The organism is Flavobacterium haoranii, from assembly GCF_009363055.1.
Lineage (GTDB): Bacteria > Bacteroidota > Bacteroidia > Flavobacteriales > Flavobacteriaceae > Flavobacterium > Flavobacterium haoranii.
Window position 1 is genome coordinate 2,065,679 of the sequence record NZ_CP045292.1, and the last position, 25,977, is coordinate 2,091,655.

A 25,977-nucleotide genomic window follows, 5' to 3' on the forward strand; every position below is an offset into this window, starting at 1 on the left:
ATAAAAAATACCAAGAAGCATTAAATGCAATAAATGAAAATGCAAATTATGCTTACAATTTAGGTAATGTTTTCGAAAAAAAATCTTTATTAGAATGGGCATTAAAATCTTACGAATTAGGTCAAAAAGTAAATCCTAATTTAAATTTCGATTATCAAGTTGCTTTATTAAATGGTCAGCTTGGTGATTTAAATGGAATGATTAACAAATTACTCGATTATAGTTTTGCTAACCAAAACAACACTGTAATGGTTCAAAATTATATGTCGCGTTTTTTAATTGAAACAGCATCGGATAGTTTTATTGATGGATTAAAAAAGAATTTAATTCTACGCACTCAAAAAAGTCAAGATGTGTATTGGAACGAATTTTTGAGTTGGTTTTATGTACAACAAAAGGAATTTGGCAAAGCTTTCATTCAAGAAAAAGCCGTTTTTAAAAGAGAAGCCAACAATATTGAAAATATAATCGCATTAGGAGAAATGGCTGTTGATAACAATCAAAAAGATGCCGCACAATCTATATATGAATTTATAATTGAAAACAATCAAGATATTGGTTTACAAGTTTACGCTTACCAAGCTTTAATGAAATTGAAAATTACCAATGCTGAAGAAAAAGATTATGCAACTATTAAGACAGAATTAGATAAGTTAATTACCGATTTCGGAATTAATGAAAACACTGTTGATTTACAACTTTTGGTAGCTCATTTTTATTGTTTTAATCTTGGTTTACCAAAAGAAGCAACCAACTTACTCGATCAAACCTTAGCATTAAATTTAAACACGCGAAATAACGCGAAAGTTAAATTAGAATTAGCAGATATTTTACTTTACAACGAAAAATTCAATCAAGCTATTTTATATTATGTTCAAGTTGAAGATAATATGAAAAATGACGAAATGGCTCACGAAGCGAGTATGAAAATGGCAAAAGCTAATTATTACAAAAATGACTTCGATTGGGCTTTAAAACAGGTAAAAGTTTTAAAACAATCGTCGAGTCTTTTAATAGCTAACGATGCTTTAGAGATGTTTTTATTAATTCAAGACAATTCAGTTGAAGATTCACTTCGATCAGCATTAAAAGATTTCTCAAAAGCAGATTTTAAATTATACCAACACAAAAAAGAGAAGCTTTACAAGATTTTAAATCCATTCTTACTAAATACAAAGGAAACACTATAGAAGATGAAACTTTGTATAAAATTGCTAAAATTGAGGAAAATTTTAAAAATTACAACGAAGCTTTAAAGAACTACAATACTATAATTGAATCGTTTAACGATAGTGTTTTAATAGACGAAGCATTATTCTTTTCGGCAGAAATTTATAGAACTATTTTTAACGAAAATGACAAAGCGAAGCAACTATACGAGAAAATAATTTTTAATCATCAAGATAGCATTTACTTTACCGAAGCTCGAAGACAATATCGAATTTTAAGAGGAGACACCAATATCTAAAGAAAAAATTTCACTGAAAACTAACGAATAATAAAAAACATGATTATATATAACGTTACAATAAACATAGACGAAAGCGTTCACGACAAATGGTTAACTTGGATGCAAAACAAACATATAAGCGATGTTTTAGCAACTGGTCTTTTTACAAGTGCACGTTTAGTAAAAGTTTTAGTAGAAGAAGAAATGGGTGGTGTTACCTATTCGGTTCAATATTTTGCACCAACGAGAGAAAACTTGGAAAACTACTATAAAAATCATGCACCACGTTTACGCCAAGAAGGTTTACAATTGTTTGCAGATAAAATGCTTGCTTTTAGAACAGAACTTGAAATTATGGACGAATTTTATCACGAAAGCAACTAAATTATGACGGTACGTGCCAAAAAACATTTAGGTCAACATTTCCTTACCGATGAAAATATTGCAAAGCGAATTGCCGATACCTTAACGCTAAATGGTTATAAAAAAGTTTTAGAAATTGGTCCAGGAATGGGTGTACTTACAAAATATCTTTTGGAAAAACCAATTGAAACTTTTGTAATCGAAATCGACACAGAATCCGTAGAATATTTAGAAGCGCATTATTTAAAATTAAGAGGCAATATTATTTCTAAAGATTTTTTAAAATACAATTTAAATGAAGTTTTCAATGGAGAACCTATTGCTATAATTGGAAATTTTCCCTACAACATTTCGTCACAAATTGTTTTTAAAACATTAGAAATGCGCGATCAAATCCCTGAATTTTCAGGAATGTTCCAAAAAGAAGTAGCAGAACGAATTTGCGAAAAAGAAGGAAGCAAAACTTATGGAATACTTTCTGTATTAACACAAGCGTTCTATAATGCCGAATATTTATTTACCGTTTCAGAACATGTTTTCAATCCGCCACCAAAGGTTAAATCTGGTGTAATGCGATTAATTCGTAAAGAAAACTACGAACTACCTTGCGATGAAAAATTATTTTTCTCGGTTGTAAAACAAGCCTTTAACCAAAGAAGAAAAACATTACGAAATAGCTTAAAAAGTTTTATAAATTCTGATATTTTAAAAGAAGATAGTATCTTTGACCTCCGTCCGGAACAACTTTCGGTAGAACGTTTCATTGAACTCACTCAAAAAATAGCCGCCCATGGAGTTTAAAATCAGTAGAGAGCTTATTCAAGAACTTGAATTATTAATTCAGGAAAGTAAGGAGCAAGAAGTATTAGACTTGCTTCAGGATATGCACTATGCTGATGTGGCTGAAATCATGGAAGAATTAAGTGATGAGCATGCTATTTATGTTTTCAACACTTTAGATTCTGAAAAAACAGCTGAAATTTTATTAGAACTTGACGATGAAACACGTGTCAAAATCTTAAAAAGTTTAACTCCAAAAGAAATTGCTGACGAGCTTGACGAGTTAGACACCGATGATGCTGCCGATATTATTGCCGAACTTCCTCAGGCTAAAAAAGAACAAGTAATTTCGGAACTTGAAGACGTTGAACACGCTAAAGACATTGTCGATTTATTGCGTTATGACGAAGATTCTGCAGGTGGATTAATGGCGAAAGAACTTGTGAAAGTTAATGAAAACTGGAACGTTCTCACCTGTGTAAAAGAAATGCGTGCGCAAGCGGAAAATGTTACTCGAGTTCATTCCATTTATGTAGTTGATGATGAAAACAGACTAAAAGGCCGCCTTTCATTAAAAGACTTATTAACTACTTCTACAAAAACCCCAATTAGCGAAGTTTACATTCCAAAAGTAGATTATGTAAAAGTTAATACCGAAAATGTAGAAGTTGCACGTATCATGCAAAAGTATGACTTGGAAGCTATTCCAGTTGTTGATGAATTAGGAAGATTAGTAGGTCGTATTACAATTGATGATATCGTAGACGTTATTAAAGAAGAAGCTGACAAAGATTACCAGTTAGCTGCCGGTATCTCGCAAGACGTTGAAGCCGATGATAGTATTCTTGAACTAACAAAAGCACGTTTACCTTGGTTAGTTTTAGCATTATTAGGAAGTTTTATTGCGGTAACTATTGCTAGTAATTTTCAAGAAGCTATAAATAAATTTCCGGTAATTTTCTTCTTTACACCACTTATTGCCGCAATGGCGGGAAACGTAGGTGTACAATCTTCAGCGATTATTGTACAAGGTTTAGCCAATAATACCATTAGCGGTTCTCTTTGGAATCGTTTATTAAAAGAATTAAGTTTAAGTCTATTAAACGGGTTAATTTTAGCAGTAATCCTTATTTTAGGTAGTCACTTTATTATTGGAGTAGATTATGAAGTAGGTGTTACCGTTGCTGTTTCTTTAGTTGCAGTTATTATTATTGCGGCACTTGTAGGAACTTTTATCCCTATTATGTTGAATAGATTTGGTATTGACCCCGCTCTTGCAACCGGACCTTTTATCACTACTAGTAATGACATCTTTGGAATCTTAATTTACTTTTCAATTGCTAAGTTAATTTTAGGATTCTAAATATCTCAAGTTTTAATTACATTTGTTAAAAACGATTAAGACTTGAACACTTCAAATATTAAAATCCTTCATATCGATAGCAATCATTCTTTACTTTGGAAGCAATTAGAAGAAAGTGGCTTTCAAAATGAAGCTGATTTCTCTTCTAGCAAAGAAGAAATTGAAACAAAAATTGAGAACTATCATGGCATTGTAATCCGAAGCCGATTTAAAATTGATAGAAACTTTATCGACAAAGCCAAAAACTTACAATTTATTGCAAGAGTTGGTGCTGGTTTAGAAAGCATCGATTGTGATTATGCTCTCTCAAAAAACATTCATTTAATTGCCGCTCCAGAAGGAAATAGAAACGCAGTGGGCGAACATGCTCTTGGTATGTTACTTTCGTTATTTAACAACTTAAATAAAGCCGACAAAGAAGTTAAAAACGGATTATGGCAACGAGAAGCTAACAGAGGTCACGAATTAGACGGTAAAACGGTAGGGATTATAGGTTACGGAAATATGGGTAAAGCTTTTGCAAAAAAACTTAGAGGTTTTGATGTAAAAGTTTTGTGTTATGATATTTTACCGAATGTTGTCGATGAAAATGCCATTCAAGTTTCTTTACAAGAATTACAACGAGAAGCAGATGTTTTAAGTTTACATGTTCCTTGGACACCTGAAACAGATAAAATGGTAAATTCGTTTTTTATCAATCAATTCGCAAAACCCTTTTGGTTGTTGAATTTAGCGCGTGGAAAATGTGTTGTTACCAAAGATTTAGTCTTAGCGTTACAATCTGAAAAAATTTTAGGAGCTGGATTAGATGTTTTAGAATATGAAAAATTATCATTTGAAAATTTATTCGATAAAGAAAGTAAAAATCCTGACTTTGAATATCTTCGTAATGTAGATAATGTTTTACTTACACCACATATTGGAGGCTGGACATTTGAAAGTCATGAAAAATTAGCCCAAACTATAGTTGACAAAATAAAACAACTTTATATTTCATAATTATGAACGAAAAAGAACCTAAAAGAGTTACAGGAATTGGTGGTTTATTCTTCAAATGTCAAAACCCTGAAGAAATTAGAAATTGGTACGCTAACCATCTAGGATTAGATACTAATAATTATGGAGCAACATTTTGGTGGAAAGATGAAAATGGTAACGAATGTTCTACACAATGGAGTCCTTTTAAAGAAGACACTTCTTACTTTAAACCTTCTGAAAAGGCATTTATGCAAAACTTTAGAGTGGAAAATTTAGAATGGCTTTTAGAAAAATTGAAAGAAGAAGGTGTAACTATTGTTGGCGAAATGGAGACTTATGAATATGGAAAGTTTGCTTGGATTATAGATCCTGAAGGAAATAAAATTGAACTTTGGGAACCTGTTGATACTTCTTTGAAATAAATTATTATATTTATAACCAATCAATAAACTATATAAAAAATCAAAAATGGAAACAACTAGACAAACAGAAACTTGGAATAACCCACCTCAAGAAAACAAAAAAATTGTTGCAGGTATTTGTGCAATATTAATTGGTGGTATTGGGGTACACAAATTTATTTTAGGCTATACAAAAGAGGGTGTCATCCAGATTATCTTATCACTCATTAGCTGTGGTGTTCTTGGTATAATTCCTTTTATTGAAGGAATTATTTACCTTACAAAATCAGATGCCGAATTTTACGAAACGTATCAAGTAAATAAAAGACCTTGGTTTTAATATTAAAAAAAGAGAAGTTTTCACTTCTCTTTTTTAATTCATGTAAGTCCAGTTAACACCATCACTTATTACAATAACAGTCCTCAAATTTCCTTCATACATATACAAATTTGAACTACCTGTTGTGGAATTCTTAGGAAAAAGCATTCCAGAGGTAGTGGTTAATTGTGCAGTAACCGAGTTTTGAATATTTCTAATAATATAAATTCTCCCAGGAAAAAGTGTTGGATCTGGCAATTGAAATTTATCATCTGTAGCTAAAGGTCGAACCGAAATGTATACTCCATCATTAATTAAAGTTGCCGCACCTCCGCCTCCAGTATTAGTACCATTTAACGTCATAACCTTTAAAGAAACATTTCCGTTAATATCTAATGTACTTAAGGGCGTGATTGTATTGATTCCTACTTGAGCATTAATCTTTGAAACAACTAAAACAATAATCAAAAAAATGCAATATTTCAATTTTTTAACCATATCATTAATAATTTAATAAAATAAAGTTAACATATTGGTTTTTAAATAAAAAAATGTAATCTTTACGAAAACGTTTTAGTGTTGATAAATAACAAAAAAAGAGACTTTCGTCCCTAATTTTACTTCCCTAATAACATAATTTCATTTACCAAAACTTCTGTGACATAACGTTTATTACCGTCTTTATCGTCAAAACTTCTATGAGTTAATTTACCTTCTACAGCAATTTCTTTTCCTTTAGTAACAAATTTTTCAATAATTTCTGCTGGTTTTCCCCAAGCGGTAACTCTATGCCATTCGGTTTGTTCTACTTTATCTCCTTTTTCATTGTAATAATAATCATTTGTAGCGATAGTTAAGTTGGCTACTTTTTTGTTGTTTACTGTTTTAATTTCAGGCACTTGACCTACGTGTCCGATTAATTGTACTTTGTTTTTCATGGCGTTTAAATATTTAATGTTAATAATTATGTTATTTTTTAGTCGCAGTCGCAGTGTTCAGTCTCAGCTATTTAATTTTATAATTTACAACCAAATTTTGTTGGATTGAGAATCATATAATTAATTAGTCTACCAATTTCTTCAGATTTAATTACCATATCAATATGCTGTTCTTTTGATAAATAATTACACTCTAATGCAAAATCTAACCAAACAGACGTTTCAGAATTTTCACCATCAGAATCAGTTAGCTTACTAATAAAATGATTTATATATCTTCTTTTTCTGTAAGCTTCTGCAATGTTTGCACATACACTTCTTGATGATCTTCTAACTTGATCTGTTAATGCAAATTTTTCTTCTTTTGGAAATAAATCAGATATTTTTTTAATTTCCATAGCTAATAAAAAAGCTTTTTGATAGGCTAATAATTCTTTAAAATCCATTTTTTCCATTTTTTTCTGAAAACTGTGACTAGAAACTGCAACTAGTAATTTGTTCAGTTTGACAGTGCAAAGATTCTACAGTTTCAAAACTTTATTCGGTTATTATCTAATTAATTTCGGTTGTAAATATTTGTAACCGTTTGCAAACGGAATTTATTTTTTGTAAATTTGAGAAAATCAAATAATTATGCGCCAAGAAATTAAAAAAGTCGAATTGCGAAATTTGCAAATTGAAGATTACAAGCAACTTAAAAAATCAATGATTGAAGCTTATCCTGATATGGAAAATTCCTATTGGGACGAGAAACATATTGAAAAATTACTCGAAAAATTTCCTGAAGGACAATTGGTAATTCTAGCCGATGACATTGTTGTAGGTTCTGCACTTTCAATTATTGTTTCAGAAAAAAATGCTTATAAAGTCCATACTTATAAGGAAATTACAAGTAACTACACTTTTAAAACCCATAACGATGATGGAGAAATTCTTTACGGTATTGATGTTTTTGTACACCCAAAATATCGTGGTTTACGATTAGGAAGAAGACTATATGATGCTCGAAAAGAACTATGTGAACAACTTAATTTAAAAGCTATCGTTTTTTCAGGAAGAATTCCAAATTATGCTCAATATGCAAATGAATTAAACCCAAAAGAATATATTGAAAAAGTAAACAAAAGAGAACTTTTTGATCCTGTTCTAACCTTTCAATTAAGTAATGATTTTCAGCCCGTTCGAGTAATGCGAAATTATTTAGAAGGCGATAAAAGTTCGCAAGATTTTGCAGTTTTACTCGATTGGAACAACATTTATTATGAAGAAAAAAAGAAACTAATTAATGTTGACAAAAGTGTTATTCGCTTAGGCTTAATACAATGGCAAATGCGTTCCTTAGGAAATTTAGAAGCGCTTTTTGAACAAGCCGAATTCTTTATTGATGCAGTTTCAGGTTATGGAAGTGACTTTGCATTGTTTCCAGAATTATTTACCGCTCCATTAATGGCTGATTATAACCATCTTTCTGAAGCAGAAGCCATAAAAGAATTAGCAAAATATACCGATGCTATAAAAAAGAAAATGCAAGAATTTGCTATTTCTTACAACATCAACATCATATCTGGAAGTATGCCCTACTTAGAAAACGGACATGTATATAATGTCGGTTTTTTATGTAGAAGAGACGGAACCAGCGAAATGTATCGCAAAATTCATATTACACCAAATGAAGTTTTCCATTGGGGAATTACCGGCGGAGATGTCATTCAAACCTTCGATACAGATTGTGGTAAAATTGGTATAGTAATTTGTTACGATGTTGAATTTCCAGAATTATCACGTTTAATGGCAGATCAAGGAATGAATATATTGTTTGTGCCTTTCTTAACCGATACGCAAAATGGTTACACTAGAGTAAAACATTGTGCACAAGCTCGCGCTATTGAAAACGAATGTTACGTAGCTATTGCGGGTTGTGTAGGAAATTTACCAAAAGTAAACAACATGGATATTCAGTATGCGCAAGCTGCTGTTTTTACGCCTTCAGATTTTGCTTTTCCAAGTAATGGAATTAAAGCGGAAGCGACACCTAATACTGAAATGACACTTATTGTTGATGTCGATCTAGATGTGTTAAAAGAACTGCACGAACACGGAAGTGTTCAAATTATGAAAGACCGTAGACACGATTTGTACCAATTAAAAAAACTTAAATAAATTTTTATCACTCTGACTTCTCGACTCCGTTCGAAGTGACAGCGCTAAAGAATGAATATGAAAAAAATACTTTTTTTATTTACAGTTATATTATTGTCATTCAATTGTAAAGCACAAAACACTTTACATTATAATGATGAAAAAGGTTCGCCAAAAGCAACTTTAAATGAATTAAAATGGCTTTCGGGAAACTGGAAAGGCACTTCTTCAATGGGAGAATTTGAAGAAAATTGGAGTTTAGCTTCAGCAAAAACTATGTTGTTTTCATTTAAAATGTGGAAAAATGATGACGTTTACTTTTATGAAATAGGACACATTGTAGAAAAAGATAAAAGTTTAGTTTTAGAATTAAAACATTTTGATAAAGATTTAAAAGGCTGGGAAAAACAAGAAGAAAAAGAGAGTTTTCGTTTGGTGAAAATCGATGGAACAAAATTTTATTTTGATAAAATTACTTACGAAAAAATTGATGACAATCACATGATTGTTTATGTTTTAATGGAAGAAAGTGGCGAAGAATTAATTTTTAATTTTAAGAAATAAAAATGAGTAAAACCTGTTTAGAATGTGGCGATAAAATTGTAGGTCGCGAAGACAAGAAGTTTTGCAGCGATGCTTGTCGGAATGCTTACAATAATAAAATGAACAAAGATCAAAACAATTTAATGCGTAACATTAACAATAAACTACGCAAAAATTACCGCATCCTTTGTGAATTAAATCCCGAAAATAAAACCAAAACTACTCGAACAAAGTTATTAGCAAAAGGTTTCGATTTTGAATTTGTAACTTCAGTTTATGAAACCAAAAACGGAAATACTTATTATTTTTTATACGACCAAGGCTATATGGCAGTAGAAAATGATGGTTATGTTTTGGTTAAAAAGGATAGTTAGTTTTAAGAGAAAAAATATCTCGACTAAGCTCGATATGACAAATAATAAATTAAATGAATAAAAAAATATCTATATTAGGTTGTGGTTGGTTAGGATTACCATTAGCCCAACAATTTGTAACCAAAGGTTATGAAGTAAAAGGTTCTACAACTTCCATATCTAAACATCACGAACTAAAAGAGCAAAATATTCAACCTTATATTGTTGAATTACATGAAAACGAAGTTTATGGCGATTTTGACCAATTTTTAGAAGGAAGCGAACTTCTGGTTATTAATTTTCCGCCAAAATTAAATGGCGAAAGTCCAGAAAGTTTGGTAAAAAAAATAAAAAAGTGTTTACCTTTTATAGAAAAATCAACAGTTAAAAAAGTAATATTTGTAAGTTCTACAGCTGTTTTTCCTGATAGTTTTCCTATGAAAACCATTTATGAAGATACACCACCTCAACCTAATGATGAGCGAGGCAAACAACTATTAGAAAGCGAAAATCGTTTGAGATATAATACTCATTTTGAAACCACAATTTTACGTTTTGGAGGTTTAATAGGTGAAGAGAGACACCCAATAAATTTTATCGCTGGAAAGAAAAATATTGACAATCCTGAAGCTCCTGTAAATTTGATTCACCAACAAGATTGCATCAATCTTATCTTTCATATTATAGATCATAATTTATGGGGGAAAGCCTTAAATGCGACCTATCCTAAACATCCTAAACGCAACGAATATTATACTGAAAAAGCAGCAACTCTTGGTTTAGAAATTCCTGAATTTAAAACAAATACTATTTCTAAAGGAAAATATATAAGTTGTAAATATTTGCGTGAAAAATATGGATTTGAGTTTTTGAATGAAATTTAGAATAAATAAAAAACTGTCATTCTGAATGAAATGAAGAATCTTTTTTTACTGTTAAGATTTTTCGACTTCGCTCAAAATGACAGTATAATCTTTTTAAGTTCTCGATACATTCCAATTTCATTGGAATACTCGAACTGACGAGATTACCAAATTTTAACTCGGTCTGCAGGTTTTACATACATTCCGTCTCCTTCTTTAACTCCAAATGTATTATAGAAAGCATCCATGTTTTTTAATGGTTCACTAGCTCTATACATTCCTGGTGAATGTGGATCTGTTTTTACTTGATTTTTAATTGCTTCATCACGCATTTTTGTTCTCCAAATAGTTGCCCAAGAAATAAAGAAACGTTGATCTGGAGTATAACCATCTATTAAACCAGGATTTCCTTTTTCTTTCAAATAAATTTGTAAACCATCATAAGCGGCGTTGATTCCACCTAAATCTCCAATATTTTCTCCAAGTGTAAATTTACCATCAACGTAAATACCAGGTAATGGCTGTAAGTTTGAATATTGAGCAGCTAAAGCACCACCAAGTTCTGTAAATTGTTTTAAATCTTCATCACTCCACCAATTTACTAAGTTTCCGTTTGAATCGTAACGAGAACCTGAATCGTCAAAACCATGAGAAATTTCATGTCCAATTACCGCTCCAATTCCACCATAATTAACCGCTTCATCAGCTTTGTAATCATAGAAAGGAGGTTGTAAAATAGCCGCTGGGAACACAATCTCATTATTTGACGGATTGAAATATGCATTTACAGTTTGAGGTGACATTCCCCATTCTGTTTTATCAACTGGTTTTCCTAATTTATCTAAATTCTTTTGGTGCGACCACAATGAATATTGTCTAGAATTTTCAAAATAAGTTCCGCCGTTCTCTGGGCTAGTAACTGTTAATTTTGAGTAATCTTTCCATTTATCAGGATATCCAATTTTAACTGTTAATTTGTTTAACTTCAATTTTGCATTTTCCTTAGTTGAAGGCGTCATCCAAGGTAAATTATCAATTCTATTTTCAAAAGCCTTCATAACATTTGCAATCATAGCTTGTGCTTTCGCTTTTGCCTCTGGAGGGAATTTTTTAGCTACATATAATTTACCTAAAGCTTCACCTAATCTACCATTTACTGTTGCTAAAGCTCTTTCTTCTGCTGGACGTTGTTTAACTGCTCCTGTTAAAGTTTTACCATAGAAATCCCAATTTGCATCAGCAATTTCAGTTGATAATACTCCTGAAGCATCGTTTAATAAAGTCCAACGTAAATATGCTTTCCAAGAAGCTAAATCTCCTTCTTTGAAAATTGCTTCAACTCTTTCTAAATATTTTGGTTGCGAAACTACAACTGAATCAATCTTTCCAATTCCAACACCTGTTAAATAATTATCCCAATTAACTGTTGGTAAAACTTTACCTAATTCAGCAACTGTCATTGGATTATAAGTTTTTCTTCTATCACGACGTTCTACTCTATCTAACATCGATTCTGCCATTTTAGTTTCTAGTGCTAAAATTTGCTCTGCTGAAGTCTTAGCTTGAGCTTCAGAATCTCCTAAAAATTGTAACATTCTTGTTACGTGCGCTACATATTTAGCTCTTTTTTCTTTAGTATCTTCTGCATCAGAAACATAATAATCTCTGTCTGGTAATCCTAAACTTCCGTTACCAATATAAACTACATTTCGATTACTGTCTTTAGCATCTGTATAAATATAACTTCCGAAGAAACCAATACTAGCTTCTGGTTCTAATTCAGTTGTTAAAGCAACTAAATCTTTTGCGTTTTGAATTTTATCAATTTTAGCTAAATATGGTTTTAATGGAGAAATACCCATTTTGTTACGGGTAATCGTATCTAAAACTGATTTGTACAAACTTAATGCTTTTCCTTGATCAGAGTTTGGATCAATCGATTTATCTGCTAAAGCTTCTTTTAAGATTGCCATTACATCATCGTCAGTATTTTTACGAAGTTCATCAAAACTACCCCAACGCGTTCTATCGGCTGGAATTTCGGTTTTGTCTAACCACTTTCCATTTACATAACGAAAGAAGTCGTTACTTGGACTTACTGATGTATCCATGTATTCTGTGTTAATACCTGGACTTGATTTTTTTGTTTCTGTTTTTGCCACTTCTTGATTTGACTTACAAGAATTTAATAATGACAATAAAAAAAGGAAGCCTAAGCTTCCTTTAATCATATTTTTTTCATTTCATTTTGGTTAAAGAAAGTTATCATACAAATATAACTTTTCAAAATGTTTATTTTTATTCTTTAACAATTCTTTTTACAACGTTTTTACCTTCAGCAGAAACTTTAACAAAATAAATTCCTTGTGAAGCAGCACTCAAATCGATCGAAGTTTCAAAATTAGAAACGTTTAATTTATCTTTTGAAAGTACTAATTTTCCAGTTACATCGTAAACCTCAACCTTTTCTGGGGTTTTATTTCCTAAAGAAATATTGAAAACACCTTTAGAAGGGTTTGGATAAACCATAACCGTATTTGAATTAAAATCACTTGTAGATAAAGTACCTTCTATTACAAAGTTATCAATATAAACACCTGCTTGATTCTCAGCTTCATCTGAATGGAAGACAATTCTAAAAATTACATTAGCTTGTCCAACTAAACTATTTAATGAATAAAAATAATTTGTTTGAGTTGTATTGGTGCCAGTCCATTGAGCGCCTGGACAGTTAAAACAATCGTTCCCTGTAGTAAATTCAGTTCTATTACTATTGTACCAGTTTGGTCCCATTTGTCCTAAAACTGTCCAAGTTGAACCAAAATCTGTTGAATACTCCACATAAGTTACATCCCAATCTTGCTCTAAGTCATACTTCATGTCAAACTTAATTTGCGGATTTACAGCATAAGTTAAATCATAACATTGAGATACTAAATAAGCTTTTGTTAAATCGGGATAATTACCTGATAAATTAGTAGCATATACTGAATTCGTTCCACTTGAAATTGTGCCTGTAGTAATTCCTATTTGCCATAAAGCTCCATTAGCACCTTCTATATAACTAATTAATGCGTCGTTTGGAGTTGTAGTAAAAGGATTAACTTGCCCGATAGTACCTGCATCATTCACATAAAAAGTTGTCGACAAATTATTATTATCAGGATATGCATCATTTACAATTGTAGTTGTAATATCTATAGTATGTGTTCCTCTTGTTAAAGAATTTAAAGTTGGTAAATTAATTACTTGAGAACTTCCTACATTGATTGATCCATTCCAAGTAATATTATTAGGATTTCCATCTACAATATAATCTACTTGAACAGCATTAATAACATTTTGTCCGTTGTTTTTAACTTGAATTGACGGAGTAACTGACCCACAAGAAACATTTATTGGATTGCTTATATTTTCTAATTTCACATCATTATTTGGTACTTCAACTGGGATATCTGTTTGCCAAACACCTCTACCATATGTTCCTGCAATTAATTTAGAATCTTCTAAATTAATCTCCAAATCTCTAACATCTACATTTGGCAAATTAGTATCGAAAGGTTCAAAAGCTGACATCGTATCATCTTTGTAGTATACTCCTAAAGTAGTACCCACATAAATTGGATTTAAAGAATTTCTTCCTTGGTGTACAATAATTCTTTTCCCAATATTAGGAATTCCATTTGTAATATCAGTAAAAGTTGTACCTCCATTGTTTGAAACTAAAACTTGTCCATAAGTATATTTAGTTGTTAAGTACACAATATTACTATTTGAAGAGTGTACATCAATTGACTCAATTGGCGTAGAAGCAGTATAAACTAAATTAAAAGTAATTCCTTTATCTGTACTTTTATATAAATTTCCGCTATTTTTAAGAGAAACATACATGTTATTGTCGTTCATTGGATCTATAGCGATGCATATTATATTTCCTGAACCAATGGTTGTACTTTGTTGTACCCAAGCATTGTTAACCAATTTATAAAGTTTTGTAAAACCAGCAAATAACTCTCCTTGAGAATTCATTGACATAGGTGTTACCCAGTCTCCTTGTTCACCACTTGGTCCTGAAACTGCTGAAGATAAACTTACTCCTGCATCATTACTTATATACATGTTTTGACCATAGTAAATAAATCCATAATATTGATTAGGGTTCAAAGGATTAATCGCATTATCCATACCATCACCTCCATGATAACCTCTCCAAGTATTATTGTTATAGGCAAAACCTCCATTATCTTGAAGTCCACCAGCTATATTGTTAGCGCTTTGTTTAGCTACAGAAATCTTATAAAACTGCCCTATTTGAGCTTCTCCAGTTAAATCTGAAAAACTAGCAGCATTATTATCAGACATGTAAATACCTCCATCACTTCCACAGTATAGCTTATTTCCATGAAAACCTAAATAATGAATATCGGCATGCGTAAATGTTGCATTATATGTACTCCAGTTATTTATTTTTGTAGATGAAGCGCCACCATTAGTAGATTTCCATACATTTAGACACCCCGTATAAACCTCTTCCGCATTTGTTGGTGATGCAGCAAAAGCTAAATCATACCAAGCTTGAGAAGATTCTAAAATATTGGTAGTATTTGAAACTTTAGTGAAATTTGTACCCGAATTAGTAGACTTATAAATACCCAAAAAGGCACTTGAAGTACTTGCTCCTAAAACATAAACGTAGTTTGCATTTGCAGGTGTAACATCTAAAATTAATCTACCAGCACTTAAGGGCATTCCTGAAGTAACAACTGTAAAACTATCACCAGAATTAGTAGATTTATAAAATCTATTATTTGTAGTTGCATAAACTACTGATGGATCATTTGGTTTTAATCTTATAGAACCCTGAGAAAAATCACCTGTTTGAACCATTGTCCATGAGGTTCCAGCATTTACAGTTTTATACAAACCTACATTTGTTGCACACCATAAAATTTGATTATTTGTAGGATGAATTACAATATCACCTGCAAAACTAGATGTATTTGTAAACGTTAATCCTGTTGTATTCCAAGTTACACCACCATCGGTTGATTTTAATACACCAACTGAATAAGTGTCTGATGCATCTTTATCTCCAGTTGCAATATAAATTGTATTAGAATTAGAATAATCTACTGCAATACCTGATACACCTAACTGTGGTAAATAGTCAGACATTGGAGTCCAGGTTATTCCTGCGTCTGTAGATTTCCAAATTCCACCTCCAGGAGTGCCAAAATAAATTGTATTTGGATTACTAGGATCTACATGAACAATATTAACTCTTCCTCTAGCCATTGTAGAATTAGGCTGAGCATTTTGAGTTGGACCTATTGGCTCCCAATTACTTGGCGGGGCAGCCATAGTGCTTTTATTGTTAGCTTTTGCAATATTTTTTTCTCTCCAAGCATCCCAAAGTTCTTGAGGAGTAATTAAATATCCCTGCTCATTTACGTTATTACTCCATTGATATTCCCATCTTTTAAATGGTTTAAATCCAGAGCCTTTTTTTCTCCAATCATGAGTTGACCAATATTGTTCAAACTCATCTACTAATTGGTTAATTGTTTGGTCTTGTTGTCTACCTTGAGAGTTTGAGTTTCTCCAAGGCGCATTTGAATTAAATTGCGCATTACCCAAAAAGGTAATTAATAAACTCGCAATCAGAAAATTAGATTTCATTTTGGTTAGGTTTTTTGTTGTGTTGCGAATATACTATTTTTTTAAAAGAATCATAATTTAAATTATCAAATTCTAAATAAAACTTTAATTTTGCATTAAAAAAGATGAAATCCTTCAATAAAAAATATTATTTCTTACTAACAATTGTACTAATCCTAGTTTTTTTTGGTATATATTACTCATCAACACCGAAAAAAAGTTTACCAATTTTCACTCCACGCGATGTTAATCCAGAATTAGTAGATACAACAGTTCAACATATTGGTTACAACCATATTATTCAAGATTTTGAATTTACGAATCAAAATGGCAAAAAAATCACGCAAAAAGATTATGAAAATAAAATTTATGTAGCCGATTTTTTCTTTACTACTTGTCCAACAATTTGTCCTAAAATGACTGACAATATGGTTTGGTTACAAGAACAAATAAAGAACAATCCAAAAGTTATGTTGTTATCGCATTCGGTTACTCCAGATATCGATACTCCTGAAGTTTTAAAAAATTATGCACTTGAAAAAGGAGTGATTGATAGTAAGTGGAATTTAGTTACTGGTGACAAAAAAGACATTTATTATATCGCTAGAAAATCTTACTTAGTAGTAAAAACTGGTAAACCAGAAGAACTATATGATATGGTGCATACAGAAAATTTTGTTTTAGTAGATCAAAAAAGAAGGATTCGTGGTTTTTATGACGGAACCAACATAGAAGAAGTTAAAAAATTACTAGAAGATATTAATTTCTTATCACAAGAATAAAATTGATATTTATCATTTTCGTTATTAAAAATATAGCTACATTTGTATTTTAATTCAATCTAAATAAGGATGTCAATTCTGTTATCAGATTTAAAAATTGGTGATAAAGCTATAATAGTCGATGTAAACATTGAAGAAATTCCATTAAAATTATTAGAAATGGGATGTTTACCTGGCAACACTATAGAACTTATTCAAATTGCGCCTTTTGGAGATCCTTATTATTTTAACATAAATGATTCACATGTTGCTATTCGTAAAGAAACAGCAAATGAAATTAATGTTGTTATCGAAAATCAGTTGGTATAATACATGTCAAATTCAATTATAAAAGTTGCTTTAATTGGAAATCCTAATGTAGGGAAAACCTCCGTTTTTAATCAACTCACAGGTTTAAATCAACAAGTAGGAAATTATCCTGGAATTACTGTTGAAAAAAAACAAGGAATTGCAAAAATTTCAAATGACGTTAAGGCAAAAATTATCGATTTACCAGGAACTTATAGCTTAAATGCTAGTTCCATTGATGAAAATGTTGTTATTGAATTATTACTAAACAAAAACGATGCAGATTTTCCAGATGTAGCTGTTGTGGTTACTGAAGTAGAAAATTTAAAGCGAAACTTACTTCTTTTTACTCAAATTAAAGATTTAGAAATTCCCACCATATTAGTTATCAATATGGCGGATAGAATGTCTTTAAAAGGAATTGAGCTAGATCTTGAAGTTTTAGAAAGAGAATTAAAAACCAAAATTGCTTTAGTGAGTTCTAGAAAAAAAACTGGAATCGACACACTAAAAGAGCTTATTCTTAATTATAAAGAAATTCCAACCGAACCTTGTTTAAATGCTTCAAGCATTGATCCTGAATATTTTGATAAATTAAGACGAGCATTTCCAAATCAATTACTTTATAAACTTTGGTTAGTAATTACACAAGATGTTAACTTTTTAAATTTGGAACGAAATGAAATTAAAAGTTCATTTACAAAATCGCATTCCGATTTAAAAAGGTTACAACAAAAAGAAACAATAAAGCGTTACCAATTTATTAACGACACTCTTAAAATTGGTCATAAAATAGATCAATCTAAAGCGACCGATATACGCGCAAAAATTGATCGTGTTTTAACACATAAAATATTTGGTTATGTAATTTTCTTCGGAATATTACTATTGATTTTTCAGTTTTTATTCGATTGGAGTAGTATTCCGATGGATTTTATAGACGAAACATTTGCCAACTTAAGTTCGTTTGCCAAAACAAATTTACCAGAAGGAAAATTTACCGATTTAGTATCAGATGGTATCATTCCCGGAATTGGTGGAATTGTAATTTTTATACCTCAAATTGCATTTCTTTTCTTATTTATTTCGATACTAGAAGAAAGTGGTTACATGAGTCGTGTTGTCTTCTTGATGGATAAAATAATGCGTCGATTTGGATTGTCAGGTAAAAGCGTTGTGCCTTTAATTTCAGGGACTGCTTGTGCAATTCCGGCAATAATGGGAACGCGAAACATTGAAAACTGGAAAGAACGTTTAATTACAATATTAGTAACTCCTTTTACAACATGTTCGGCTCGTTTACCAGTTTATGCAATTTTAATTTCGCTAATTATTCCCGAAAAAAGATATTTTGGATTTTTAAGTTTACAAGGTTTAACCTTAATGACATTATATCTACTTGGTTTTGGAATGGCAATACTTTCTGCATACATTTTAAACAAAGTTTTAAAGCTAAACTGCAAATCATATTTTGTAGTAGAAATGCCGTCATACAAAATTCCAATGTTTAAAAATGTTTCTATTAATGTAATTGAAAAAACAAAAGCTTTTGTAGCTGGGGCTGGTAAAATTATTTTGGCACTATCTGTAGTATTATGGTTCTTGGGCTCACATGGACCATCAAGTTTTAACGATGCCGAGAAAATTATAGTAGAAAGTAATCCAAATGCAAATGCAGAACAACTTGAAGATATAATCAATTCTTATAAATTAGAAAACTCCTACATTGGTATTATGGGTAAAACCATTGAGCCTTTAATTAAACCATTAGGTTACGATTGGAAAATAGGTGTTGCTGTTGTAAGTTCATTTGCTGCTCGTGAAGTTTTCGTAGGAACATTGGCAACCATTTATAGTGTTGGAAGTCATAGCGAAGAAGAAGTTACTATAAAAAATAGAATGGCTGCTGAAGTTCATCCTACAACAGGAACAAAAGTTTTCAATTTTGCAACTGGAGTTTCATTACTTTTATTTTATGCTTTTGCTATGCAGTGTATTTCAACTTTAGCTATTGTAAAAAAAGAGACTAACTCTTGGAAATGGCCAATAATTCAACTTGTAGTTATGAGCGGATTTGCCTACGTTGTTGCTTTAACTGCTTTTCAAATTTTAAAATAAAGAGGCGTAATTTTTGATGTTTTTTAGTAAAAAACTAATGAAAAAATCATTTCTCATATTAGTTATAATTCTGTCTTTTAACAACTTATTTTCTCAACGAGTTGATAAATCTAAAAGTGAATTAAATTCAGGAAAATCCTCTGGAACAAGAAGTAGTTCCAATGGCTCAAGTTCAGCTAGAAGTTCATCAAATGATTATGGAATAGCAAGCTTATTTGCAGAAACGTTTTTATATGTTACTTTTTATTCTACTATTGGCGATTATAGAAGTGAGGAACATCTTTACAATTCATTATCTAAATATCCTTATTTTGATGGAGAATCGGGAAATTTTCAAACCTATAACGACAGCATCGGAAATGGTAATTTAATGCGATTTGATATAGAAGATCATTTACTTTATAACAATCGCAATTTATTTGGAAATCATTTAAAAGCAAAATTTAGACCATTTCAATTTTTTTACATACAAGCAGATTACCGCGAGTTAATAGAAAAAAATTTATTTACAAACCAATTTTCAAATCTTTCGGTATTTCAATTTAATTTGGCTTATGATAGAATTCGTTTTAAAAAATTTAATTTCGGATGGACACTTGGCGCAACATATATAGGAAATAAAGTTCAAAAAATTGGTTTTTCATACGGATTAAATGCAGATGTTTTTATTGTAAAAAACATTAGTTTTAACAGCGCTATGCTTTGGAGTAATATAAACGGACTTCCAGTAAATTCATTTGAATTAAGAGGAAAATACCATAAAAAGAAATACTTCTTTTCTATAGGATATGAGCATTTAAAAATTGCATCACCAAATTATAATTTTGTAACTTTAGGAACTGGAATTTATTTTTAAAACATGGATATTCAAGAAATTTTAGCTTACCTTTCTTTAGCCATTGCTGTAGGGTTTTTGGTTAAGAAATTCTTTTGGAAAAAAACTGCAAAAAAGAACTCAAAATCTTGTGGAGACGATTGTAGTTGTCATTAGCCCAAAGCAACATCTAAACTCATCATTACTATAAAACCTGCAATCAAACCTAAAGTAGCAATATCAGTATTTTTATCTTGTTGTGTTTCTGGTATTACTTCTTCTACAACAACAAATATCATAGCTCCAGCTGCAAATGCTAATGCGTAAGGTAAAATTGGAGTAAAAAAAGTTACTGCAACTGCGCCCAAAACTCCAGCCATAGGTTCAACTAAAGCCGATGCTTGTCCGTACATAAAACTTTTTCTTCTGCTCATTCCCATTCTTCTTAAAGGCATTGAAACGGCAATTCCTTCTGGAAAGTTTTGTATACCAATACCAATAGCTAAAGTAACCGCACCAGCTATTGAAGCTTCTGGAATTCCTGCTGCCACTCCACCAAATAATACTCCAACCGCTAAACCTTCAGGAATATTATGTAGCGTAATTGCCAAAACTAATAAGGTAGTACGTTGCCAAGGTGATTTTATTCCTTCCGATTCTTTAAAATTAATATGTAAATGCGGTAATGTTTTATCTAATGCAAATAAAAACAAAGCTCCCATTAAAAACCCAATTGAAGCGGGCATTACTTTTACAAAACCTTCTCCATCGCTCATTTCTATAGCTGGCGATAAAAGACTCCAATAGCTCGCTGCTATCATCACACCGCCTGTAAAACCAAGCATTCCGTCTAAAACCGCTCGATTCATATTCTTGAAGAAAAAAACGAAAGACGCTCCAAGTGCTGTTAAAAACCACGTAAATAAAGTAGCATAAAGTGCTGCTAAAATGGGATCTATTGATTCAAAGTAGGTTATTATTGTATTGAACATAATTATTGTATGTATAAATTATTGGCAATTTTATTTGATAACGTTATTATTTTATCTGAAATTACTATTTGTAACGATTCATCAAAAGGTTCTTTGTTTTTAATAATAATTTCAGTCCCTAATGAAATTTTATGCTTGTCTAAATATTGTAAAAACTCTGTCGATGAATCTTTAACACCCACACAAGTAACTTTTTTATTTAATGGTGCTTCACTCAAAAGTAATTTAGTCATTTTAACTATTTCTCCTTTTGCGTTTGGAATTGGATCGCCATGTGGATCAACTGTTGGGTTTCCTAGAAAATCATCTAAACTATTAATTAATTTTTCAGAATGAATGTGTTCTAATTCTTCCGCAATTTCATGTACTTCATCCCAAGAAAACTTTAATTTTTCAACTAAAAAAACTTCCCACAAACGATGTTTTCTTACTAACATTTTAGCAGCTAAAAGCCCTTGCTCTGTTAGTTTTACTCCTTGATACTTTTGATAATTAACCAATTGCTTTTCTGATAATTTTTTCATCATATCGGTTACAGATGAAGCTTTTGTATCTAACATACTGGCAATAGCATTCGTATTAACTCCTTTTGGACTTACTACCGATAAATGATATATAACTTTTAAATAATTTTCTTCAGAAGTGGTCATTAACTTAGTTTTAGTGCTACAAAAATAATAAATTTTAAGATACAAAATATTATTTTTAGATTTGTCTAAAAATTAATTTAATGTTTATTAAAAAAATAATTTCAGTTGCACTTTTTTTTATAAGTAATTCAATTTGTGGGCAATACAGTTTGGAAGGTATTGTTATGAACAAACAAGAACCTATAGCTTTCGTTAATATATATTGCAAAGAACTAGACAAAGGAACTTCAACAAATGAAAAAGGCTATTTTAAAATTGATTTTACTTCCTCTGGAGAATACCATATCACTATATCGTATGTTGGGTTTCAAACTCTACAACAAAAAATTATAGTTTCAGAAAATCACGCAAATCAATTTAAAGAATTTCAATTAGAACCAGAAGCTTCTGTACTTGATGAAATTGTAGTTTCTGGAACTTTAAAAGCTGTATCACGATTAGAAACCCCAGTCCCTGTTGAAATTTATTCCGTTACTTTTTTAAAGAAAAATCCAACGCCTAATATTTTCGAAGCTATGCAAAATGTAAATGGCGTTCGTCCCCAAGTTAATTGTTCTATATGCAATACTGGCGATATTCACATAAACGGTTTAGAAGGACCTTACACTATGGTGACAATTGATGGTATGCCCATCGTAAGCGGACTATCAACTGTTTATGGTTTGTCGGGAATACCGAATTCATTAATTGAGCGTATTGAAATTGTGAAAGGACCGGCCTCAAGTTTGTATGGAAGTGAAGCAGTTGGCGGATTAATTAACATAATAACAAAAGATGCCTCAATTGCTCCAAAAGTTTCATTTGACATATTTTCTACATCTTGGTTAGAACATTCTATAGATTTGGGATTCAAAAAAAATTTTGAAAAATCTTCTTCATTATTAGGAATCAGTTTTTTCAACTATCAAAATCCAATAGACCACAACCACGATAACTTTACTGATGTAACACTTCAAAATCGTATTTCAATATTTAACAAATGGCATTTTGATAGAAATAACAACAAAAATTTTCAATTGGCGGCTCGCTATTTTTATGAGGATAGATGGGGTGGCGAAATGCAATGGAATAAAAATTATAGAGTAGGAAATGAAGTTTATGGTGAAAGCATTTATACAAATAGAGCCGAATTATTAGGTCAATATGAATTACCAATGACTGAGAAAATGTTACTTTCATTTTCACTAACGGGTCACGATCAAAACTCAGCCTATGGAACCACAATATACAATGCGCAACAATATATTGGTTTTGGACAATTAACTTGGGACAAAGAAATAAAAAAACATGAATTATTATTAGGAACGACTTTTCGTTACCAATTTTATAATGATAATTCTATGGCCACCAAAAATGCAGATAAAACTACAATTACAAGTTTATTTATTCAAGACGAATGGAAATTTTACAACAAACAATCTCTTTTAGCTGGAAGCAGATTGGATTATAATTCTAATCACGGAATTATTTACACACCAAGACTAGCCTATAAATGGAAACCTAAAACCAATTCAATTTTTAGAATTAATGCAGGAACAGGATTTCGTATCGTAAATTTATTTACTGAAGAACATGCTGCTTTAACTGGAGCAAGAGAAGTGGTAATTCTTGAAGATATAAAACCCGAACAATCTTATAATGTAAACCTAAATTATTTATACAAAGGCAAATTTGCTCAAAATAATCATTTTACAATTGAAACCTCATTATGGTATACTTATTTTACAAATCAAATTGCACCAGATTATGATACAAATCCTAATCAAATTATATATTCAAACCTAAATGGTTATTCGGAATCTATTGGCGGTTCAATAAACTTAGATATTATAACATCTTATGAAATAAAAGCGAATATTGGAACAACACTTATAAAACCAACGCTTCATAGAGATGGAATTTCCACGGCTCCTATTTTAACAGAAAAATGGAGTGGAACCTGGGGAATTAGTTATATAACTAAAAAAGGAATTTGGTCATTCGATTACACGGGAAACATCTATGGTCCAATGCGTTTACCACTAGCAAGTGCGTTGGATCCAAGAAAAGAATATTCACCCGTATGGAGTATTCAAAACATTCAAACTACTTATAAAGGATTTCAGCATTTTGAAATTTATGGAGGAATTAAAAATTTATTGAATTGGACACCTGCAAAAAACAATCCTTTTCTGATTGCAAGAGCAAACGATCCGTTCGACCAAAACGTTCAATATGACACAAATGGAAATGTAATTCCTTCAACAAATAACCCTTATGCTTTATCATTTGATCCAACTTATATTTACGCTCCTAATCAAGGAATTAGAGCTTTTATAGGTATTCGACACTCGTTAAACTAAACCTAATAGAGAAAATAAAATAAGCGATAGTTAAACTTTATACAACTACAAATTAATTAATCTAAAAACTTTGTAAATTTGCCTGATTATTAATTTAAAAAAGATTGTTATGTATCCAGAAGAAATGGTAAAACCAATGCGCGAAGAACTATCTGTTGTTGGTTTTCAAGAATTATATACAGCAGAAGATGTAGAACAAGCATTAGCAAAAGAAGGAACAACGTTAGTGGTAGTAAACTCTGTTTGTGGTTGCGCTGCTCGCAATGCCCGTCCTGGTGCAAGAATGAGTTTAGACAATGCAAAAACACCTACACAATTGGTAACAGTTTTTGCAGGAGTTGATAAAGATGCTGTTTCAAAAGCTAGAGAACACATGTTCCCTTTCCCTCCATCATCGCCAAGTATGGCATTATTTAAAAATGGTGAATTAGTACACATGCTAGAACGTCATCACATTGAAGGAAGACCTGCAGAAATGATTGCAGAGAATCTTAAAGATGCTTACAACGAGTTCTGTTAATTATATAAAGCCTTAAACAATGTTTAAGGCTTTTTTTTGCAACCAATTTCATTTTTTTGCATCTACTACAAAAAAACAATTATGAAAAAAATCGTTCCGTTTATTTTAATTCTCATTGCATTACAAAGCTTTCAGTGTGAAAATGATAATCAAAATGATGTCATTACTGAAGAAATGTTGAACAATAAAAGAACTGAAATAACAAATTACATTGGTCAGTTTTCTTGTAGTGCTACGTCAACTTGTAACTTTATTGCATTAGGTTCAAAACCTTGTGGTGGTCCGCGAGAATATCTTGTTTACTCCAATAATGTGGACCAAAATGAATTGCAACAACTAGTTAGTGAATATTACACAATGGATTCTACACGAAATGTTCAAACAAATGCTATCTCAGATTGTAGTATAGTAATGCCTCCAGAAAATATAAATTGCATAGATGGTGTGTGTACAATAATTAATTAAAACTGCTCTTAAAAGTAATTGTAAATTTTACTATGCAAGCATATAGAAAGACCACCTATAATGGTGGTTTTTTCTATTATAAATGTACTTTTGTCTAATAATTAGCGTTATTTAATATAATACAAAATGCAAAAAATAATTTCATATCCACTTACGGTTCTATTTTATTTAGTTTTTGGTTTATGGTTAATCATTTTTCAACCCATTCAATGGATATGTTATAATGTATTTGGATATAATGCTCACCGATTGAGTGTTGCTTTTTTAAACTTCTTTCTATTAAGAACAACTCATATTTTAGGAACAACTTATGTTGTAAAAGGAAGAGAAAAATTGCCACCAAATAAACCTTTGATTTTTGTAGCTAATCATCAAAGTTTATATGACATCCCTCCATTTATATGGTTTATGAGAGCTTGGCATCCAAAATTTATTAGTAAAAAAGAATTAGGAAAAGGAATACCAAGTGTTTCGTATAATCTAAAATATGGCGGAAGTGCTCTAATTGATCGTAAAGATCCTAAACAAGCATTACCTGAAATTAAAAAATGTGCCGAATTAATTAACAACAACAATTACTCGGTAGTAATATTTCCTGAAGGAACAAGAAGCAAAACTGGCACGCCAAAACCATTTTCGGTTAATGGTTTAAAAATGTTATACAAATTTGCTCCTGATGCCTATTTTGTTCCTGTAACAATTGAGAATTCATGGAAAATGACCCGTTATGGACAATTTCCATTAGGAATAGGAAACAGATTAAAATTTACTGTTCATGAGCCTTTAAAAATTTCAGAATATAATTTTGAAGAAATTTTCGAAAAAACAGAAAAAACTGTAAAAAATAACTTAACCTAA

The 25,977-nt window shown here is 31.0% G+C and carries 28 protein-coding genes; 21 read left to right on the plus strand and 7 right to left on the minus strand.

What is annotated here, in order from left to right; all coding sequences use genetic code 11:
- Positions 1–197: 197 nt before the first annotated feature.
- The 8 genes from GCU34_RS13985 to GCU34_RS09880 are packed head-to-tail and all read left to right on the plus strand — an operon-like array spanning position 198 to position 5,675.
- The gene (locus tag GCU34_RS13985; RefSeq protein WP_227658673.1) at positions 198–1,190 is read left to right on the plus strand and encodes a tetratricopeptide repeat protein; all 993 of its coding nucleotides are present in this window, start codon (positions 198–200) and stop codon (positions 1,188–1,190) included.
- An 11-nt stretch (positions 1,191–1,201) separates the two neighbouring features.
- Positions 1,202–1,468: a tetratricopeptide repeat protein gene (locus tag GCU34_RS13990; RefSeq protein WP_227658674.1), complete on the plus strand. Its 267-nt coding sequence runs from the start codon at positions 1,202–1,204 to the stop codon at positions 1,466–1,468.
- A 39-nt stretch (positions 1,469–1,507) separates the two neighbouring features.
- Positions 1,508–1,834 carry a DUF4286 family protein gene (locus tag GCU34_RS09855; protein ID WP_072782731.1) on the plus strand — a complete coding sequence of 109 codons (327 nt, stop codon included), beginning with the start codon at positions 1,508–1,510 and terminating at the stop codon, positions 1,832–1,834.
- Complete coding sequence (rsmA, locus tag GCU34_RS09860; RefSeq protein ID WP_143146185.1) at positions 1,835–2,614, plus strand: 16S rRNA (adenine(1518)-N(6)/adenine(1519)-N(6))-dimethyltransferase RsmA; 780 nt, start codon at positions 1,835–1,837, stop codon at positions 2,612–2,614.
- Entirely contained in the window at positions 2,604–3,956 is a 1,353-nt protein-coding gene (gene mgtE / locus GCU34_RS09865; RefSeq protein ID WP_072782725.1) for a magnesium transporter, read from the plus strand. The genes rsmA and mgtE overlap by 11 nt, the downstream gene beginning before the upstream one ends.
- A gap of 42 nt (positions 3,957–3,998) precedes the next feature.
- Positions 3,999–4,955 (plus strand): 2-hydroxyacid dehydrogenase, encoded by a 957-nt coding sequence (locus GCU34_RS09870; protein WP_072782722.1) that lies wholly within the window; start codon positions 3,999–4,001, stop codon positions 4,953–4,955.
- Positions 4,956–4,957: 2 nt separating this feature from the next.
- Entirely contained in the window at positions 4,958–5,356 is a 399-nt protein-coding gene (locus GCU34_RS09875; RefSeq protein WP_072782719.1) for a VOC family protein, read from the plus strand.
- A gap of 46 nt (positions 5,357–5,402) precedes the next feature.
- The gene (locus GCU34_RS09880) at positions 5,403–5,675 is read left to right on the plus strand and encodes a TM2 domain-containing protein (RefSeq protein WP_072782716.1); all 273 of its coding nucleotides are present in this window, start codon (positions 5,403–5,405) and stop codon (positions 5,673–5,675) included.
- 33 nt (positions 5,676–5,708) lie between these two features.
- Here GCU34_RS09880 and GCU34_RS09885 read toward each other — a convergent pair whose 3' ends face one another.
- From GCU34_RS09885 to GCU34_RS09895, 3 genes are all read right to left on the minus strand, one after another.
- Positions 5,709–6,152 carry a hypothetical protein gene (locus tag GCU34_RS09885; protein WP_072782713.1) on the minus strand — a complete coding sequence of 148 codons (444 nt, stop codon included), beginning with the start codon at positions 6,150–6,152 and terminating at the stop codon, positions 5,709–5,711.
- Between the two features lie 119 nt (positions 6,153–6,271).
- Positions 6,272–6,592 (minus strand): single-stranded DNA-binding protein, encoded by a 321-nt coding sequence (locus tag GCU34_RS09890; RefSeq protein WP_072782710.1) that lies wholly within the window; start codon positions 6,590–6,592, stop codon positions 6,272–6,274.
- A 77-nt stretch (positions 6,593–6,669) separates the two neighbouring features.
- Positions 6,670–7,038, minus strand: coding sequence for a four helix bundle protein (locus tag GCU34_RS09895; RefSeq protein ID WP_072783409.1), 369 nt, complete (start codon positions 7,036–7,038; stop codon positions 6,670–6,672).
- 187 nt (positions 7,039–7,225) lie between these two features.
- Here GCU34_RS09895 and GCU34_RS09900 point away from each other — a divergent pair, with 187 nt between their 5' ends.
- Genes GCU34_RS09900 through GCU34_RS09915 form a run of 4 tightly spaced genes read left to right on the plus strand, consistent with a single transcriptional unit; the run spans position 7,226 to position 10,511 of the window.
- Positions 7,226–8,752 carry a bifunctional GNAT family N-acetyltransferase/carbon-nitrogen hydrolase family protein gene (locus GCU34_RS09900; RefSeq protein ID WP_072782708.1) on the plus strand — a complete coding sequence of 509 codons (1,527 nt, stop codon included), beginning with the start codon at positions 7,226–7,228 and terminating at the stop codon, positions 8,750–8,752.
- 57 nt (positions 8,753–8,809) lie between these two features.
- Entirely contained in the window at positions 8,810–9,295 is a 486-nt protein-coding gene (locus tag GCU34_RS09905) for a DUF6265 family protein (protein WP_072782706.1), read from the plus strand.
- Between the two features lie 2 nt (positions 9,296–9,297).
- On the plus strand, positions 9,298–9,648 hold the full coding sequence (locus tag GCU34_RS09910) for a DUF2116 family Zn-ribbon domain-containing protein (RefSeq protein WP_072782703.1): 351 nt from the start codon (positions 9,298–9,300) through the stop codon (positions 9,646–9,648).
- A 53-nt stretch (positions 9,649–9,701) separates the two neighbouring features.
- Entirely contained in the window at positions 9,702–10,511 is an 810-nt protein-coding gene (locus GCU34_RS09915) for a Rossmann-fold NAD(P)-binding domain-containing protein (protein ID WP_072782686.1), read from the plus strand.
- Positions 10,512–10,654: 143 nt separating this feature from the next.
- On the opposite strand, the gene GCU34_RS09920 is transcribed toward GCU34_RS09915, so the two are convergent.
- Positions 10,655–12,721, minus strand: coding sequence for a M13 family metallopeptidase (locus GCU34_RS09920; protein WP_152378444.1), 2,067 nt, complete (start codon positions 12,719–12,721; stop codon positions 10,655–10,657).
- 67 nt (positions 12,722–12,788) lie between these two features.
- Complete coding sequence (locus tag GCU34_RS09925; RefSeq protein ID WP_072782681.1) at positions 12,789–16,169, minus strand: T9SS type A sorting domain-containing protein; 3,381 nt, start codon at positions 16,167–16,169, stop codon at positions 12,789–12,791.
- Between the two features lie 104 nt (positions 16,170–16,273).
- On the opposite strand from GCU34_RS09925, the gene GCU34_RS09930 reads away from it, so the two are divergent.
- The 5 genes from GCU34_RS09930 (at position 16,274) to GCU34_RS09950 (ending at position 20,327) form a co-directional block, all read left to right on the plus strand.
- Positions 16,274–16,930 carry an SCO family protein gene (locus GCU34_RS09930; protein ID WP_072782679.1) on the plus strand — a complete coding sequence of 219 codons (657 nt, stop codon included), beginning with the start codon at positions 16,274–16,276 and terminating at the stop codon, positions 16,928–16,930.
- Positions 16,931–16,999: 69 nt separating this feature from the next.
- The gene (locus tag GCU34_RS09935) at positions 17,000–17,239 is read left to right on the plus strand and encodes a FeoA family protein (protein ID WP_072782676.1); all 240 of its coding nucleotides are present in this window, start codon (positions 17,000–17,002) and stop codon (positions 17,237–17,239) included.
- Positions 17,240–17,242: 3 nt separating this feature from the next.
- Positions 17,243–19,336, plus strand: coding sequence for a ferrous iron transport protein B (gene feoB, locus GCU34_RS09940; RefSeq protein WP_072782673.1), 2,094 nt, complete (start codon positions 17,243–17,245; stop codon positions 19,334–19,336).
- 37 nt (positions 19,337–19,373) lie between these two features.
- Positions 19,374–20,192 carry a hypothetical protein gene (locus tag GCU34_RS09945; protein ID WP_143146184.1) on the plus strand — a complete coding sequence of 273 codons (819 nt, stop codon included), beginning with the start codon at positions 19,374–19,376 and terminating at the stop codon, positions 20,190–20,192.
- A gap of 3 nt (positions 20,193–20,195) precedes the next feature.
- Entirely contained in the window at positions 20,196–20,327 is a 132-nt protein-coding gene (locus tag GCU34_RS09950) for a FeoB-associated Cys-rich membrane protein (protein ID WP_143146183.1), read from the plus strand.
- Here the strand turns inward: GCU34_RS09950 and GCU34_RS09955 are convergent.
- Together GCU34_RS09955 and GCU34_RS09960 are read right to left on the minus strand one after the other, a co-directional pair.
- Positions 20,324–21,142 carry a ZIP family metal transporter gene (locus GCU34_RS09955; protein WP_072782668.1) on the minus strand — a complete coding sequence of 273 codons (819 nt, stop codon included), beginning with the start codon at positions 21,140–21,142 and terminating at the stop codon, positions 20,324–20,326. The two genes, GCU34_RS09950 and GCU34_RS09955, sit on opposite strands and share 4 nt — an antisense overlap.
- A 2-nt stretch (positions 21,143–21,144) precedes the next feature.
- A complete protein-coding gene (locus GCU34_RS09960) occupies positions 21,145–21,792 on the minus strand; it encodes a metal-dependent transcriptional regulator (RefSeq protein WP_072782665.1) in 648 nt (215 codons plus the stop codon).
- A gap of 80 nt (positions 21,793–21,872) precedes the next feature.
- On the opposite strand from GCU34_RS09960, the gene GCU34_RS09965 reads away from it, so the two are divergent.
- The 4 genes from GCU34_RS09965 (at position 21,873) to GCU34_RS09980 (ending at position 25,977) form a co-directional block, all read left to right on the plus strand.
- On the plus strand, positions 21,873–24,134 hold the full coding sequence (locus tag GCU34_RS09965; RefSeq protein ID WP_143146182.1) for a TonB-dependent receptor: 2,262 nt from the start codon (positions 21,873–21,875) through the stop codon (positions 24,132–24,134).
- Positions 24,135–24,243: 109 nt separating this feature from the next.
- Positions 24,244–24,654 carry a BrxA/BrxB family bacilliredoxin gene (locus GCU34_RS09970; RefSeq protein ID WP_072782662.1) on the plus strand — a complete coding sequence of 137 codons (411 nt, stop codon included), beginning with the start codon at positions 24,244–24,246 and terminating at the stop codon, positions 24,652–24,654.
- An 81-nt stretch (positions 24,655–24,735) separates the two neighbouring features.
- On the plus strand, positions 24,736–25,119 hold the full coding sequence (locus tag GCU34_RS09975) for a hypothetical protein (RefSeq protein ID WP_072782659.1): 384 nt from the start codon (positions 24,736–24,738) through the stop codon (positions 25,117–25,119).
- 126 nt (positions 25,120–25,245) lie between these two features.
- The gene (locus GCU34_RS09980) at positions 25,246–25,977 is read left to right on the plus strand and encodes a lysophospholipid acyltransferase family protein (protein ID WP_072782644.1); all 732 of its coding nucleotides are present in this window, start codon (positions 25,246–25,248) and stop codon (positions 25,975–25,977) included.